The 13,332-nt window shown below is 60.1% G+C and carries 12 protein-coding genes; 3 read left to right on the top strand and 9 right to left on the bottom strand.

Annotation, left to right across the window (positions count from 1 at the left end; genetic code table 11):
- Positions 1-19: 19 nt before the first annotated feature.
- Positions 20-2,215: an ATP-dependent DNA helicase RecG gene (locus H9L06_RS01285; protein ID WP_187555509.1), complete on the bottom strand. Its 2,196-nt coding sequence runs from the start codon at positions 2,213-2,215 to the stop codon at positions 20-22.
- A 102-nt stretch (positions 2,216-2,317) separates the two neighbouring features.
- On the opposite strand from H9L06_RS01285, the gene H9L06_RS01280 reads away from it, so the two are divergent.
- On the top strand, positions 2,318-2,914 hold the full coding sequence (locus H9L06_RS01280) for an RsmD family RNA methyltransferase (RefSeq protein WP_187555508.1): 597 nt from the start codon (positions 2,318-2,320) through the stop codon (positions 2,912-2,914).
- A gap of 131 nt (positions 2,915-3,045) precedes the next feature.
- Here H9L06_RS01280 and H9L06_RS01275 read toward each other — a convergent pair whose 3' ends face one another.
- Both H9L06_RS01275 and gabT read right to left on the bottom strand, forming a co-directional pair.
- The gene (locus tag H9L06_RS01275; RefSeq protein WP_187555507.1) at positions 3,046-4,515 is read right to left on the bottom strand and encodes an NAD-dependent succinate-semialdehyde dehydrogenase; all 1,470 of its coding nucleotides are present in this window, start codon (positions 4,513-4,515) and stop codon (positions 3,046-3,048) included.
- A 69-nt stretch (positions 4,516-4,584) separates the two neighbouring features.
- Complete coding sequence (gabT, locus tag H9L06_RS01270; protein WP_187555506.1) at positions 4,585-5,919, bottom strand: 4-aminobutyrate--2-oxoglutarate transaminase; 1,335 nt, start codon at positions 5,917-5,919, stop codon at positions 4,585-4,587.
- Between the two features lie 122 nt (positions 5,920-6,041).
- Here gabT and H9L06_RS01265 point away from each other — a divergent pair, with 122 nt between their 5' ends.
- Positions 6,042-7,253, top strand: a complete 1,212-nt coding sequence (locus H9L06_RS01265) for a PucR family transcriptional regulator (protein ID WP_187555505.1) — start codon at positions 6,042-6,044, stop codon at positions 7,251-7,253.
- On the opposite strand, the gene H9L06_RS01260 is transcribed toward H9L06_RS01265, so the two are convergent.
- Positions 7,240-7,860 (bottom strand): SIMPL domain-containing protein, encoded by a 621-nt coding sequence (locus tag H9L06_RS01260; RefSeq protein ID WP_187555504.1) that lies wholly within the window; start codon positions 7,858-7,860, stop codon positions 7,240-7,242. The two genes, H9L06_RS01265 and H9L06_RS01260, sit on opposite strands and share 14 nt — an antisense overlap.
- A complete protein-coding gene (gene thiL / locus H9L06_RS01255; RefSeq protein WP_246454432.1) occupies positions 7,857-8,879 on the bottom strand; it encodes a thiamine-phosphate kinase in 1,023 nt (340 codons plus the stop codon). The genes H9L06_RS01260 and thiL overlap by 4 nt, the downstream gene beginning before the upstream one ends.
- A 91-nt stretch (positions 8,880-8,970) precedes the next feature.
- Between thiL and H9L06_RS01250 the strand changes: the two genes are divergently transcribed.
- The gene (locus tag H9L06_RS01250; RefSeq protein ID WP_246454431.1) at positions 8,971-9,525 is read left to right on the top strand and encodes a DUF3515 family protein; all 555 of its coding nucleotides are present in this window, start codon (positions 8,971-8,973) and stop codon (positions 9,523-9,525) included.
- Between the two features lie 11 nt (positions 9,526-9,536).
- On the opposite strand, the gene H9L06_RS01245 is transcribed toward H9L06_RS01250, so the two are convergent.
- Genes H9L06_RS01245 through H9L06_RS01230 form a run of 4 tightly spaced genes read right to left on the bottom strand, consistent with a single transcriptional unit; the run spans position 9,537 to position 13,293 of the window.
- The gene (locus H9L06_RS01245) at positions 9,537-10,301 is read right to left on the bottom strand and encodes a gamma-glutamyl-gamma-aminobutyrate hydrolase family protein (RefSeq protein WP_187555503.1); all 765 of its coding nucleotides are present in this window, start codon (positions 10,299-10,301) and stop codon (positions 9,537-9,539) included.
- An 18-nt stretch (positions 10,302-10,319) separates the two neighbouring features.
- Entirely contained in the window at positions 10,320-11,435 is a 1,116-nt protein-coding gene (locus H9L06_RS01240; protein ID WP_187556273.1) for a D-alanine--D-alanine ligase family protein, read from the bottom strand.
- Positions 11,435-12,523 (bottom strand): NAD(P)H-dependent glycerol-3-phosphate dehydrogenase, encoded by a 1,089-nt coding sequence (locus H9L06_RS01235; RefSeq protein WP_187555502.1) that lies wholly within the window; start codon positions 12,521-12,523, stop codon positions 11,435-11,437. The genes H9L06_RS01240 and H9L06_RS01235 overlap by 1 nt, the downstream gene beginning before the upstream one ends.
- Positions 12,520-13,293, bottom strand: a complete 774-nt coding sequence (locus tag H9L06_RS01230) for a lysophospholipid acyltransferase family protein (protein WP_187555501.1) — start codon at positions 13,291-13,293, stop codon at positions 12,520-12,522. Before H9L06_RS01230 ends, H9L06_RS01235 begins: the two co-directional genes overlap by 4 nt.
- Positions 13,294-13,332 lie beyond the last annotated feature (39 nt).

Genomic DNA, 13,332 nt, shown 5'->3' with positions numbered 1-13,332 from the left:
TCGCGCGCAAGAATGCGACTCAGGACTTTGCGAGGTTTTCAAGGTGCGCTTCGTCGCGAGCCACTTGCTGCTTGAGCTCTGGGTACGCGTCGAGCTTTGGGTCCTCGAGCAGCAGCAGTGCTGCGAGCTCACGGGCATGCGCAATAAGCTCGCCGTCGTGGGTGACGCGCAATAGTTTGAGGGTGGATCGCCCACCAGACTGAGCGGTGCCGAGTATGTCGCCCTCGCGGCGCAAATCAAGATCAATCTCGGCCAGTACGAACCCGTCACTTGTCGATGCCACCGCTTCAATGCGTTCGCGGGCAGTGGTGCCCTGCGGCGCCTCGCTCATGAGTAGGCATAGGCCCGGGTGTTCTCCGCGCCCCACACGACCCCGCAGCTGATGAAGCTGGGAAACCCCGAACCGGTCTGCATCTCGCACGATCATGATGCTGGCGTTTGGAACGTTAACGCCAACCTCAATGACTGTCGTCGCGACAAGTATGTGGATCTCACCAGCGGCGAACTCCCCCATCACTCTGTCTTTCTCTGGACCAGCCATGTCTCCGCTGAGCGCTTCAATGCGAAGGCCCGCGAACTGCGGCATGCTACGCAGCTCTTGCACCGTATCAACGACATTTCGCATTGGGCGAGAAGAGGAAGACTCCCCCGAATCAAGATCAGAATCGCTGAGGGCCTGTTCGCTTCCCTCTTCAACACTCTGCGATCCACCGCCACTGATAGCAGGGCAAACTACATATACCTGCCGCCCCTCAGCGATGTCTTCTGCGGCGCGTGCCCAGACGCGCTCTGCCCGCTTTGGCATCTCGAGCTCAGGCACAACAAACGTCTGAATTCCCTGCCGACCGGGTGGGAGTTCGCGAATGGTGAGCGTTTCGAGGTCACCAAACGCGGTAAGCGCGACCGTGCGAGGAATCGGTGTCGCGGTCATCGCAAGCACGTGCGGCTGCGTGCCCTTTTGCCGCAGTGCCTCACGCTGTTCGACCCCAAATCGGTGTTGTTCATCAATGACGACTAGCCCGAGGTCGAAGAACGTTACCCCTTCGCTCATGAGAGCGTGGGTGCCCACCGCGATACGAGAATTGCCTGAGGCGAGCGAGAGCAGCGCCCGCCGCCGTTCTGAGGCCGGCATGCGGCCGGTGATGAGCACCGGGTTGAGTTGTGCAGCGAGATCGGGGCCCAGCGCCTCGACGATCGAACGAAAGTGTTGCGACGCGAGCACCTCGGTGGGAGCGAGCATCGCGTTCTGCCCACCGCTCTCGGCCACCTGCAGCATCGCGCGGAGAGCTACGAGTGTCTTACCCGAACCAACCTCGCCCTGCAGCAGGCGGTGCATGGGGTGCGGTGTAGCGAGTTCCCCTGAGATAACTCCCCCAACGCGCCGCTGGTCGCCGGTGAGTTCGAACGGCAATGCCTCGTCAAATAGTTCGAGCAGTCTCCCAGGCTCACGCGGCGTGCTGCGCATGCTCGTCTGCTGTTGCCTGCGAAAGAGCAGCGCGACTTGGAGTTCGAACGCTTCACGAAACTTCAGACTGCGCAGGGCTTGCTGCCAGTCGCTGTCGGTACGCGGGCGGTGGGCCGCTTCAAACGCCGCACCGAGCGGCAAGATTCCCTGGGTCTCCCACAGCGTATCGGGCAGTGGATCGACGACATCTTGCAGCGAATCAAGCGCTGTCAGCACTGATCTCGCGATGTTCCAGCTCGGCATCTGAGCCGTAGCAGGATAGAGCGGCATTGGCGATTCTGCCCACGCTTTGAGCGCGGCTTCTTCGAGTGCAGTGCGACCAGGCACTGCGGCGTCATCATCAAAAAGTTCGTAGTCGGGGTGCTGAAGTTGAAAGGCCCCTCGGTATTCAGAAACCTTGCCGGCAAAAATGCCTTGGCGCCCCGCGCGTAGCTCTTTTGCACGCCACCCCTGGTTGAAGAAGGTGAGGGTGAGTGTGCCGACCCCGTCGGTGATTCGGGCTTCGAGAATCTGGCCGCGGCGCCGCTGCATATTGCGAGACCGCACGTCGAGCACCTGCGCGACAACCGAGATCTGCTCACCTAACGGAAGATCTTTGAGCGGCGTGAGTTCTCCGCGCTTGGAGTATCGCCTGGGCAAGTGCCACATCAGATCACGCACGGTTTCCATGCCAAAGGCCTTGCCGAGTGCTTTCGCACTTGGCCCACCGATTACCCGCTCGAGCGGTGAATCCAGTGTGGTGGGTGGCATGGTTCCAGAGTATCGAAGAGCACTGACATCACCGAGTACAGTTGACAGGTATTGATCCACCACTGAGGCCGCCGTGCCTGCATCGAGCAGGAAGTCTGAACCATGACACGCATCATTTCGGGACTCGCGGGCTCCCTGCGACTCGAGGTGCCGAAAGCTGGCACCCGCCCCACCAGTGACCGCGTGCGCGAGGCAATTTTCTCTGCACTCGACTCTTGGGGAATGATCGAAGAGTGCCGTGTACTTGATTTGTATGGTGGATCGGGCGCGCTCGGCCTCGAGGCCGCCAGCCGCGGCGCGCGCGAAGTGACACTCGTTGAGAAACATCCCCCGGCGGCCAAGGTCGCCTCACGAAACGCAAAGACGGTGCTTGGCGCTTGGGGCTCATCTCAGTCCGCGCCCACAATCAACGTTGAAACCCAGTCCGTACAGGCGTTTCTCGACCGAGAGGTTGAGCGCTTTGACTGCGGATCGGCAACGCCATGGGACGTCGTGTTGCTCGATCCACCGTATGACCTCAGTGAGCAAGAACTCGCAGCGAACCTGGCGTCGGTCGCTCACATCATCACGTCTTCATCGGTGGTGCTCGTTGAGCGATCGACACGATCTCCCGAACCCGCGCTGCCACCAGAACTCACGCCATTGAAGCAGCGCAATTACGGTGAGACTGCGCTGTGGTGGTCTGAGCTCGCGAGCTAGAACACAAAGAGTGGAGTCGCTCTCGTGAGAAAACGGCTCCACTCTGTGGCTTGCCCAAATCGACCCGGCAGTCATTGCTGTTTCCATTCAGAAATAACAGCAACAACTGCCGGGTCGAATTGGTGCGGTGATTAGCTGCGCGGGATGAGCGTGTACTTCGACGAGAGGAACTCGTGGATTCCCTCGAAACCACCCTCGCGACCGATACCCGACTGCTTGATGCCACCGAAAGGAGCTGCAGCGTTCGACACGAGGCCGGTGTTCAGCCCCATCATGCCGCTCTCGAGCTTCTCGATCATGCGGTGACCGCGAGCGAGGTCTTCGGTGAAGACATAGCTCACGAGACCGTACTCGGTGTTGTTCGCAATCTCGACAGCCTCGTCTTCGGTCTGGAACCGAATAATGCCGAGCACTGGCCCGAAGATCTCTTCGCGCATGATTGCTGACTGCGGGCTGAGCTTGTCGATGACGGTCGGCTGGAAGAAGTTACCAGGACCATCGATCGCCTCGCCACCGGTGACAACGGTTGCGCCGGTCTCGACCGCGTCTGCGACGAGACGAGCGGTGTTCGCAACAGCCTTCTCCTCAACAAGCGCGCCGATGTCGTAGCCCTCGTCAGCGCCACGGCCCACGGTCATTGCCGAGACCTTCTCGCTCACGCGGCGGGCGAATTCGTCGGCGACCGACTCGTGCACGATGATGCGGTTCGCCGCCGTGCACGCCTGGCCAATGTTGCGGAACTTCGCGAGCATAGCGCCCTCGACAGCCTTATCCAGATCTGCGTCCTCGAACACAACGAACGGAGCGTTGCCGCCGAGCTCCATCGAGGTACGCAGCACGTTCTGTGCCGCAGCCTCGAGCAGCTTTACGCCAACCGGGGTCGAGCCGGTGAATGAGAGCTTACGAAGGCGTGTGTCGGAGAGCAGTGCGCTCGACTGTGCGCTCGACTTCGAGGTCTGCACCACGTTCACCACACCTGCTGGTACGCCAGCCTCTTCGAGCAGCTGCGCGAAGAAGATGGTGGTGAGCGGAGTGAGGCCGGCCGGCTTGATCACAACGGTGCAACCAGCAGCGAGTGCCGGTGCAATCTTGCGGGTTGCCATCGCGAGCGGGAAGTTCCACGGGGTGACAAAGTAGCAAGGCCCAACTGGAATGTGCGAGACCACCATGTTGCCGGTGCCTTCTGGGTTCTGGCGGTAGTCACCACGCACGCGCACGGCTTCTTCCGAGAACCAGCGTAGGAACTCGCCTCCATAGTTCACCTCGCCACGCGCCTCGGCGATCGGCTTGCCCATCTCCATGCTCATGAGCAGCGCGAAGTCTTCGCGACGCTCCATGAGCAGATCGAATGCACGGCGCAGAATGTTCGAGCGCTCACGCGATGAAGTTGCGGCCCACGCTGCTTGCGTTGCCACGGCAGAATCGAGTGCGCGGATCGCATCTTCGACTGTCGCGTCGGCGATCGTCTTGATGACCTCACCAGTTGCGGGGTCGTGCACATCGAAGGTCGCGCCAGAGGTCGAGGCTTCCCACTTGCCCCCGATTGCGAGCCCTGACTGTACGCGGTCGAGCAGTTCTTGTTCGTTTGGCTTCAGTGCCATGAGTGATTCCTCCTGTTGTGGATCCTGCTACTTGGGCAGGATGCCAGTTGGTATGACTGCGCGAATGGGTTAGTTGGCAGCGATCGCGTCGACGACAACCTGCAGGCCTTCGCGGAGCAGCTCATCAGAGATGGTGAGTGCTGGAAGGAAGCGGATGACGTTGCCGTAGGTGCCACAGGTGAGCACGAGCACGCCCTGCTCGGCCGCGTACTTCGCGATCGCACCTGTCAGTGCTGCGTTCGGGGTCTTTGAGCCCGACTCAACAAGCTCGATCGCCATCATCGCGCCGCGTCCGCGGATATCGCCAATGCGGTCGTCGGTCTTCTGCAGGTTGCTGAAGACCTCGGTGATCGTCTCGCCGATCTTGGTTGCCTTCTCGAGCAGGTTCTCTGCCTCGTAGGTCTCGATCGTTGCGAGAGCAGCTGCACACGCGAGTGGGTTGCCCGCGTAGGTTCCGCCGAGTCCACCAGCGTGAGCCGAATCCATGATCTCGGCGCGACCGGTGACACCCGATAGCGGAAGACCGCCAGCGATGCCCTTTGCGGTGGTGACCATATCGGGCACAACACCTTCGAAGTTTGCCGCAAACATCTGGCCGGTACGACCGAAGCCGGTCTGCACCTCATCGAGAATGAAGACGACGCCGTTCTCGGTTGCCCACTTCTGGATTGCTGGGAGGAAGCCCTCTGCGGGAGCGATGAAGCCGCCCTCGCCCTGGATTGGCTCAATGATGATTGCAGCGAGGTTTGCTGCCCCAACCTGCTTTTCAATCTCGGTGATAGCAACGGCAGCTGCATCAGCGCCTGCGAGACCGTCACGGTACGGGTATGAGGTCTGCACGCGAGTCACCTCGGGAGCGAACGGACCGAAGCCGTCTTTGTAAGGCATGTTCTTAGCCGTCATACCCATGGTGAGGTTGGTGCGACCGTGGTAAGCGTGATCGAAAACGACGACGCCGTTCTTCTTGGTGTAGTGACGCGCGATCTTGATCGCGTTCTCAACCGCTTCAGCACCCGAGTTGAAGAGCGCCGAACGCTTCTCGTGGTCACCAGGGGTGAGTTCGTTGAGCTTCTCTGCAACCGCAACGTAGCCCTCGTACGGGGTAACGGTGAAGCAGGTGTGGGTGAACTGTGCGACCTGCTGCTGCACGGCCTCGACCACGCGGGGAGCCGAGTTGCCAACACCAGTCACCGCAATGCCCGAGCCAAGGTCGATCAGCGAGTTGCCGTCAGCATCTACGAGCACACCGTCGCCACCCGCAACAACAGCGATGGGAAGAGCGACACCGACGCCAGACGCTACTGCAGCGTTCTTGCGCGCCATGAGTTCCTGTGACTTCGGGCCAGGGATGCTGGTTACAAGCTTGCGCTCCTGCGGAAGCGAGGGGCCACCGATAACTGACATGAAAGTTCCTCCTTGAAGTGGTGAGCGAAATGCGCGGTACGACGTACTCTACGTACCGTCTCCTTGCACCCTCTCAGGATACGTTCGATCCACCATGAAAATTGATGCCATAATGGCGATTGATGATGCAATATTTCGCCGAACCGGCAATTCAGAGTTGGATCGAGCTCGACACGCTATTGCGTGACTACGAGCTCGGTCTCGTTGCGATCGCCGGAGTCGACGACAATACCGGGGCACGGGCCGTTCAGTGGGTCCACTCGTCTGATCTGCCAGACCCCACCCCGTTCCTCACGCCCCGCACTGTACTGCTCACAACTGGCGTGCAGTTCAAGTCTGCGCTCGGCAAAAATACTGCTGAAGCCTATGTGTCACGGCTCGTACGCGCGGGAGCCGCGGCGCTCGGAGTTGGCGTGGGTTTGCGGTGGGATCGCATTCCACCAACACTCGTCGAAGCCTGCGAGCATTTGGGCCTCCCACTCATTCGCGTCCCCTACGACACCCCGTTTATCGCGATCACTCGAGCAGCCGCCCGCCTCATCGAAGCAGCGATGCACGCGCAGAACATTGACCGGCTCACGCGTAGCGACCGAACTCCCGCGACACGAATCACAAGTGCCGAGGCAGCGCTGCGCTCAGCGATCGTGTCTCTGCTCATTCGCGGCGATCGTGAGCATGCGGAGGCCATCGCTGCCCCACTGTATCCAAGGCTGCCTCGAGGGCAGGTCGCCGTTATCGCACTGCGAGCAGGTGACGGCGACCTGTCACCCCAAGACCTCGGCGAGGGCATAACCAGTGGAGTGCACGACGGCAAACTCATTGTCATATGCGAATCCGCTCACGTCACGCAGCTGCGCAAGCTCATCGCGAAGCGCACGGCGGGTCTGTCAGAACGTGGATCGCTGAACGATCTCAGCAGACTGCTTGATCAGGCTGACCGAGCTCTCGAGCAATCGATCGCCGCGTGGGTCGAAACCGACGCGCCCCCAAAACTCGTGGCATATCGTCCATCGATGCACTCAGGCGTGTTCCAGCTCATCGCCGAAAGCCCTGAGGCAAAGCGACGCGCCACAGGCTTCCTCTCTCCACTCAGAGAACATGATCGGCGGCACCACGATGAGATCGAACACAGTCTCGAGGTGTGGCTCAGGCACAATTGCCAGCTCACTCCTGCGGCAGAGGAACTGCAGATCCACCGCCACACCATGCGCACGAGGATCAAAACGGCAGCGAGCCTGCTTCAGCGAAATATCGATTCGGCCGATACCAGGGCCGAACTTTGGACCGCACTGCGGCTCGCGGGCGCGACCATTCCCCTGTCTACAGCGCAGTAAACGTCGCTTCGATTTGCACACTCACCGTGATTTCTCCTGCGGTTACTTCGGGTGCAGATTCGACCGCCATCGCCATTCTGGCCCCACGTGGAGCGATCGGCACACCCTGCGCAATATCGCGCAGCGACACCATGAGCAGCGATGAGGCACTGAGTGCCTCCGCATAGTCTTCCGCAGCCGCCCTCGCATTCTGCACGGCTGCACCGCGGAGATCGCGAGTCTGCTCATCGCGAACCTCGGGACTCAAACCCCAGGTCACTCGAATATCGGCTCCGCTCGCTGTGAGTTCTGCCGCGATCTCTCCGACGAGATTGAGGTCGGTGAGAAGTATCCTGACGCTCACATACGCATGGTGCTCGATGACCATCTCATCGTTTTCGTTACGCCACGAGTTCGAAGAACTCGAAACCGGTGCCGCAATGTACTCACTCGCAGTTCCATCGCTGACGAGCGACTTCGCCCGATCCACCAAGCGAGCATGCGCGGCATTTGCGTCTTCGAGCACCGTCGACCGCGATGTGCCACGGAGTGACACGTTCGCGCTGATCTCTACAAGGTCGGCCGACAGCTTGGTCTCGGCAGCTCCTGTCACGGTGATTTCGGTCATGCGCGCTCCTTGGAGGTCGTGAGGCCCGGGGTGTACTCAGTGTACGGATCCCAACCCCGAGGCGCATAGGATTTGCCATCAACCTGCACAGGTGCGTCTTGCCGCTCACGCACTGCGCCAATCGGGTGGAACCCCGTCGGGAGCTCAATATCTTTGGGAAAGCATGCAAGCAACCCGTGGTCTTCGCCGCCCTCAAGTATCGCCTCAAGCGGCACTTTGACGCCGCGCTGAGCACCGAACGAGCGTATAATTTCGCTCGACGAGAGCTCGAGCGTGACGTTGCTCGCACGTGCCATACGGTTGGCATCGAGGGCAAGGCCGTCTGACACGTCCATCATCGCGGTCGCACCCGCTTCGCTCGCCGCGACCCCCAAGTGGATCGGCGGAGACGGAGCAAACTGGGCACTCAGTGCAGCGCCGTGCTGGCTCCTGAGCTCGGCGAGGCCTGCGCTTTGCGCTTCCCCATTCGCATCGGCACAGTTTGCGAACAGAAGCGATAGTCCGAGTCCCGCTAGACCGAGATCACCGGCATACGCAACAACGTCTCCTGCTCGAGCAGCACTTCGCGTTACCGGAGCTCTGCCTTCAAGGTCGCCCATCGCAGTGACAGCGGCAAATAGCATCGGGGCCCGACTGAGATCTCCTCCGATAACTCCACACCCCGGAGCGAGCTCAGCGCAAGCTGCGTCGAGGCCGCGAGAGACTTCGGCGAGCAGCTCCACAGGTGTGTCCGACGGGCACGCGAAGGAAACGGTCAACGCAGTAGCCCGAGCGCCCATTGAAGCCACGTCTGACAGATTCGTTGCCGCCAACTTCCACCCAAGCTCGTACCCAGAATGCCAGGCGAGTCGAAAGTCTGGCCCTTCGATCATTGTGTCGCTCGTCACCACGAGGTCACCCGTCGAGGTGAGCACCGCACAGTCATCACCTGGCCCGAGCGATGCGGCCTCCGCAGGACGTAACTGTTCGAGCACGCGCTTCAGCACGCCGCTCTCGCCGAGTTCTCCAACTGTAGTCACATGCCTACGCTACCGTGCGATACCGCAGCGGACAGCGTTATGCACAGTGACCTCACCGGGTTGCCAGGTGCCGATGGATAAACTTGATGCTGTGAAGAATCGAGTCGCGGGCGCAAGTTTGGCGCTCCTCGCAGCCGGTGCACTTACCGCTACTCTTGCCGGGTGCACGCCCGATGTGCCGATGGATCCAGCGGTGGACGCGAATGACCCTGCGTGCGCGAATGTCATCGTTCGCCTTCCCGCAACACTCGACGGTCTCGATAAACGAAACACGAACGCGCAGGCCACCGGCGCATGGGGAGATCCTGCGAGCGTGCTGCTCTACTGCGGCATCGAACCGAGCGGGCCAACAACCGATCACTGTGTGACTGTGGGCGGAATCGACTGGATCGTCGATGAATCACGTGCCCCGCTGTATCGGTTCGAGGCGTACGGGCGAACGCCAGGCCTCGAGGTGATTGTCAACGCAGACGAGCAAGTGAGCGGCACCAACGTCATCTCCGAACTCAGAGGTGCGGTAGAACAGCTTCCCCAAGAGCGCCACTGCGTCAGCGTTTCAGAGGTCATCGATGAGTCTCAGTTTGGCGACGCACCAAATGAGCAAGCCGCTCTCGAAGGCCTTGCCGAAGAAGAAGCCGCTGAGTAGTTAGACGAAAGCTACGCGGCCCGCTGCCTCGTCCGTTCTTCGATAGCGAGCACGAACCCCTCAAGCAACCTATTGAGTTGTGCTGGATCGGAGTTCTTCTCTTCTGGATGCCATTGCACGCCGACCACCCACCCGCCTGTGGCCTCGATCCCCTCGATCACACCGTCGTCAGCGTGTGCAGAGACACGAAGCCCCTCACCAAGCGCATCGACCGCCTGGTGATGACTCACGCGCGCATCAATTCTTGATTCACCGAGGATTTCTGCGAGTGCGGTGCCCTCACTGATCACAATGTCGTGGTTGTTCCAGTCGCCGTCTTCCGTCGGTTCATTTTCGGAAACCGCCGTCACGTGTATCCCGGGCCCGAGATCTTGAATAAGCGTGCCGCCGAAAGCGACGTTGATGAGCTGCGATCCACGGCAAATACCGAATACCGGCGTATCAGCCCCGTATGCCCCGCGAATCATCTCGATCTCGTACTCGTCAGCCTCGGGGTGCAGGTGCTTCACTGTGTCACTTTCGACCGATTGGCCATACAAAGCCGGGTCGATGTCGACTCCGCCCATCACGACGACGCCGTCGGCCGTTTCAAGTGCGCTGCTCGAGCTTTCGACAGGACTCGCCGCATTGATCGTCACCACGTTAATTCCTAAAGCACCAAGCTTCGAAACCACCACATCGCGCAACGCAATAATCTCTGACCGGTAGTCAACCGGCATATTGTCGGAATCGACATAGGTGACGGCTACGGAGAAGTTATTCGGTGCAGTGGTCATTGGTGAAGTTTTCTTGGGTCAGTAGGCTGGGCGTTTTTCGAGCGCGAGCTCGATAAGTTCAGTAATCAGGTCGGTGTATTCGACACCCGACTCTTCCCACAGTCTCGGATACATTGAGATCGGAGTAAAGCCCGGGAGCGTATTAATCTCGTTGAGCACCGGGCCGCTCTCGGTCAAGAAGAAGTCGATTCTCGCGAGGGTCGCGCACTGTGACACTTCGAACGCACGTACTGCTGCATCTCGAATCGCGTCAAACTCGGCGTCGGTAACCTGAGCGGGCAGTTCGAGATCGACACCGGGTGCACCCAAATACTTGGCTTCAAAGTCGTAGAAGTCGCGTCCGTTAAAGACAATCTCGCCAATCACCGAGCTCGTGCGCGGACGTTCACCTGACCGCCCTTCGAGCACCGCGATCTCCACCTCGCGGCCAACGACTCCAGACTCAATGAGCACAGTCCGATCCTCAGCAAACGCGACATCGAGTGCTGCGGGAATCTCAGAAGCCTCTGTCACGCGCGTAACTCCTACCGAGGACCCGGCTCGAGCAGGCTTCACGAACAGTGGGTACGTGAGTCCCTCGTCGAGGGTATGCACCAGCGATGGATCGCGATCCACCTCATCACGCGTGACGGTGCGCCACGGTGCGACCGCAATTCCAGCACCCTGAAGCACGGTCTTCACGAGGTTCTTGTCCATGCACAGCGCAGAGCCCAACACTCCGCTTCCCACGTAGGGCATATCAATGAGGTCGAGCATGCCTTGGATCGTGCCGTCTTCGCCATACGGCCCATGCATCATAGGCATGACTGCGTCAATGTGCTCGAGCGGCTCCACCGTTCCGTCAGAGGACACCAGGGTGAGCGTTCGGGTCTCCGTTGAGGCTGGCCACAATACCCTCGTGCCGTTGTCTGAAACCTCGGGAAGGGCGCCTGCTTCGAGCCGATAGTTTGCGAGGTCGTCTTCGCCGAGCAACACCGTCGCGCCATGTTTCGTAATGCCGACCGGCACAACGTCAAACTTCTCACGATCGATCGCGCGAAGAATTCCGGCGGCGGTGACACAGCTGATGCCGTGCTCACTCGAGCGCCCGCCAAATACCAACGCAATCGTACGTTTCTTGTCGGCTGCCGACATCACGCGCTCCCCTTCCGGCGGCCAAATAGGCGACGCCACACTGATCTCGACTCCCGGCCAAGCACAAGTTCTCGCTTCGGAATTCCGTCTTCGGTAGCGAGGTGAGGCCCAAGGTTCTCGGGACTCATCTCGCCCTCAAGCACCATCTGCACCTGCTGCACGATCGGCATAACAATGTTGTTTGCCGCAGCGATCTCGAGAATTGGTGCGACGGAGGTGATGCCCTCTGCTGTTTGCTGCATTTGCTCTCGAGTCTCTTCAAGAGAGAAGCCCTGCCCAATAAGGCGGCCGGCAGTGTTGTTTCGAGAAAGCGGTGACTGGCACGTAGCGATGAGATCGCCGAGACCCGCGAGACCCGACAGTGTGCTGGCTTCTGAGCCCTGCGATACCGCGAACTGAGTCATCTCGGCGAGCCCACGAGTGATGATTGAAGCCTTCGTGTTCTCACCGTAACCGACACCGTCGACGATGCCGATTGCGAGTGCAATGAGGTTCTTGAGCACACCACCGAGCTCGGTGCCCACAACATCTGTATTGACGTAGGTGCGGAAATACGGCGCAGAGCAGGCCTGCGCTACTTCGCGCGCGACTTCGATCGAGGCGCACGAAGCGACCGCACCGGTGGGCTGCTCCTTGGCAATCTCCATTGCAATGTTCGGCCCAGACACGACTGCGATCCGCTCGGGATCGAGGTCGAGCGTGTCGTACATGACCTCGCTCATGCGCATAGTGGTCGAACGCTCGACGCCCTTCACCAGGCTCACGAGCACGCTTGACCGATCAAGATACGGTTCGATATCGAGCAGGTTCTGCCGAAGTGTCTGACTCGGTACCGCGAGAAATACGAGACGTGCGCCCCTCAACACTTCTGCAATGTCGGTCGAGGCTTTGAGCGACTTTGGAAGGTTTACCCCCGGCAAGTACTGGCTGTTGCGCTTCGCCACCCTAATCTCGTCAGCGACCTCGCCGCGGCGAGCCCAAATCGTCACATCGGAGCCAGCGTCACAGAGCACCTTCGCAAAGGTAGTGCCCCAACTTCCAGCACCGACAACCGCAACCTTCGACTGCTGAATTCTCGGCGCGTTCAAAAGCGACCCGTTTCGTTCTGCTGATGCTTTGACGGATCCCACCGCTCAGGAGGCGGCGTTTCGCCACGCAGACCGGCGAGCAGCTTCGTGATCTCATCCATCAGCAAGCTCGTTGCCGCGTTGATGGTCTTCTGGTCGAGAGGCTTTCCCTCAAATTTGCTGAGATCAATCGGGTCCCCAACTGCGACCTCGATCGTCTTCCGCGGGAACGGTTTGATCGATTTTCCGTACCTTGGCATGAGCCGCTGCGTACCCCAGTGCGCGACGGGAATAAGCGGAATTCCAGATTCGAGCGCGAGCCTCACGGCGCCGCTCTTGCCACGCATTGGCCAGAGGTCAGGATCTCGGGTGAGTGAACCTTCTGGGTAGACGATCACCCCTGATTCTTGCGTGATGAGTTGGCTTGCCGCGCCCATTGGGTTCTGTCTGTCGGCGGATCGCGATCCACCATCGCGCTCGACCGGAATCTGGCCGCTCTTTCGCAGCATCGCACCGAACACCGGGACTCGAAACAGGCTCGCCTTCGCCATAAATCTCGGAACGCGACCAAGATGCCACACGGCAGCACCCATCGCAATTGGATCGATCTCGCTGTAGTGATTCGGCGCCAAAATGAACGGGCCCTTCGACGGCAGCTTCGAGTCACGCGTGAAGCGATAGCGCACCATGAGCGACCACAACGGCAAAATTAAGGCCGCAAGCAACCAGAACATCGAGGGTCGGCGCTTCTCGACCCCAGAGCGGCTGCGCAGCTTTACCGTTTCAGTCATGCCTCAATTATCCCGGATCCTGAGGCGCCAAGCTGCATG

This window comes from Leucobacter denitrificans, assembly GCF_014396385.1.
Classification (GTDB): domain Bacteria; phylum Actinomycetota; class Actinomycetes; order Actinomycetales; family Microbacteriaceae; genus Leucobacter; species Leucobacter denitrificans.
Note: the sequence above shows the minus strand (reverse complement) of the source record. Positions and strands in the feature narration are given on the sequence as shown.

Coding starts and splice junctions, on each gene's coding strand:
- H9L06_RS01230 (WP_187555501.1), bottom strand. CDS start 13,293: ATGACTGAAACGGTAAAGCTGCGCAGCCGCTCTGGGGTCGAGAAGCGC.
- H9L06_RS01260 (WP_187555504.1), bottom strand. CDS start 7,860: ATGACCGAAATCACCGTGACAGGAGCTGCCGAGACCAAGCTGTCGGCC.
- H9L06_RS01265 (WP_187555505.1), top strand. CDS start 6,042: ATGATGCAATATTTCGCCGAACCGGCAATTCAGAGTTGGATCGAGCTC.
- H9L06_RS01245 (WP_187555503.1), bottom strand. CDS start 10,301: ATGACCACTGCACCGAATAACTTCTCCGTAGCCGTCACCTATGTCGAT.
- H9L06_RS01275 (WP_187555507.1), bottom strand. CDS start 4,515: ATGGCACTGAAGCCAAACGAACAAGAACTGCTCGACCGCGTACAGTCA.
- gabT (WP_187555506.1), bottom strand. CDS start 5,919: ATGTCAGTTATCGGTGGCCCCTCGCTTCCGCAGGAGCGCAAGCTTGTA.
- H9L06_RS01280 (WP_187555508.1), top strand. CDS start 2,318: ATGACACGCATCATTTCGGGACTCGCGGGCTCCCTGCGACTCGAGGTG.
- H9L06_RS01285 (WP_187555509.1), bottom strand. CDS start 2,215: ATGCCACCCACCACACTGGATTCACCGCTCGAGCGGGTAATCGGTGGG.
- H9L06_RS01240 (WP_187556273.1), bottom strand. CDS start 11,435: ATGTCGGCAGCCGACAAGAAACGTACGATTGCGTTGGTATTTGGCGGG.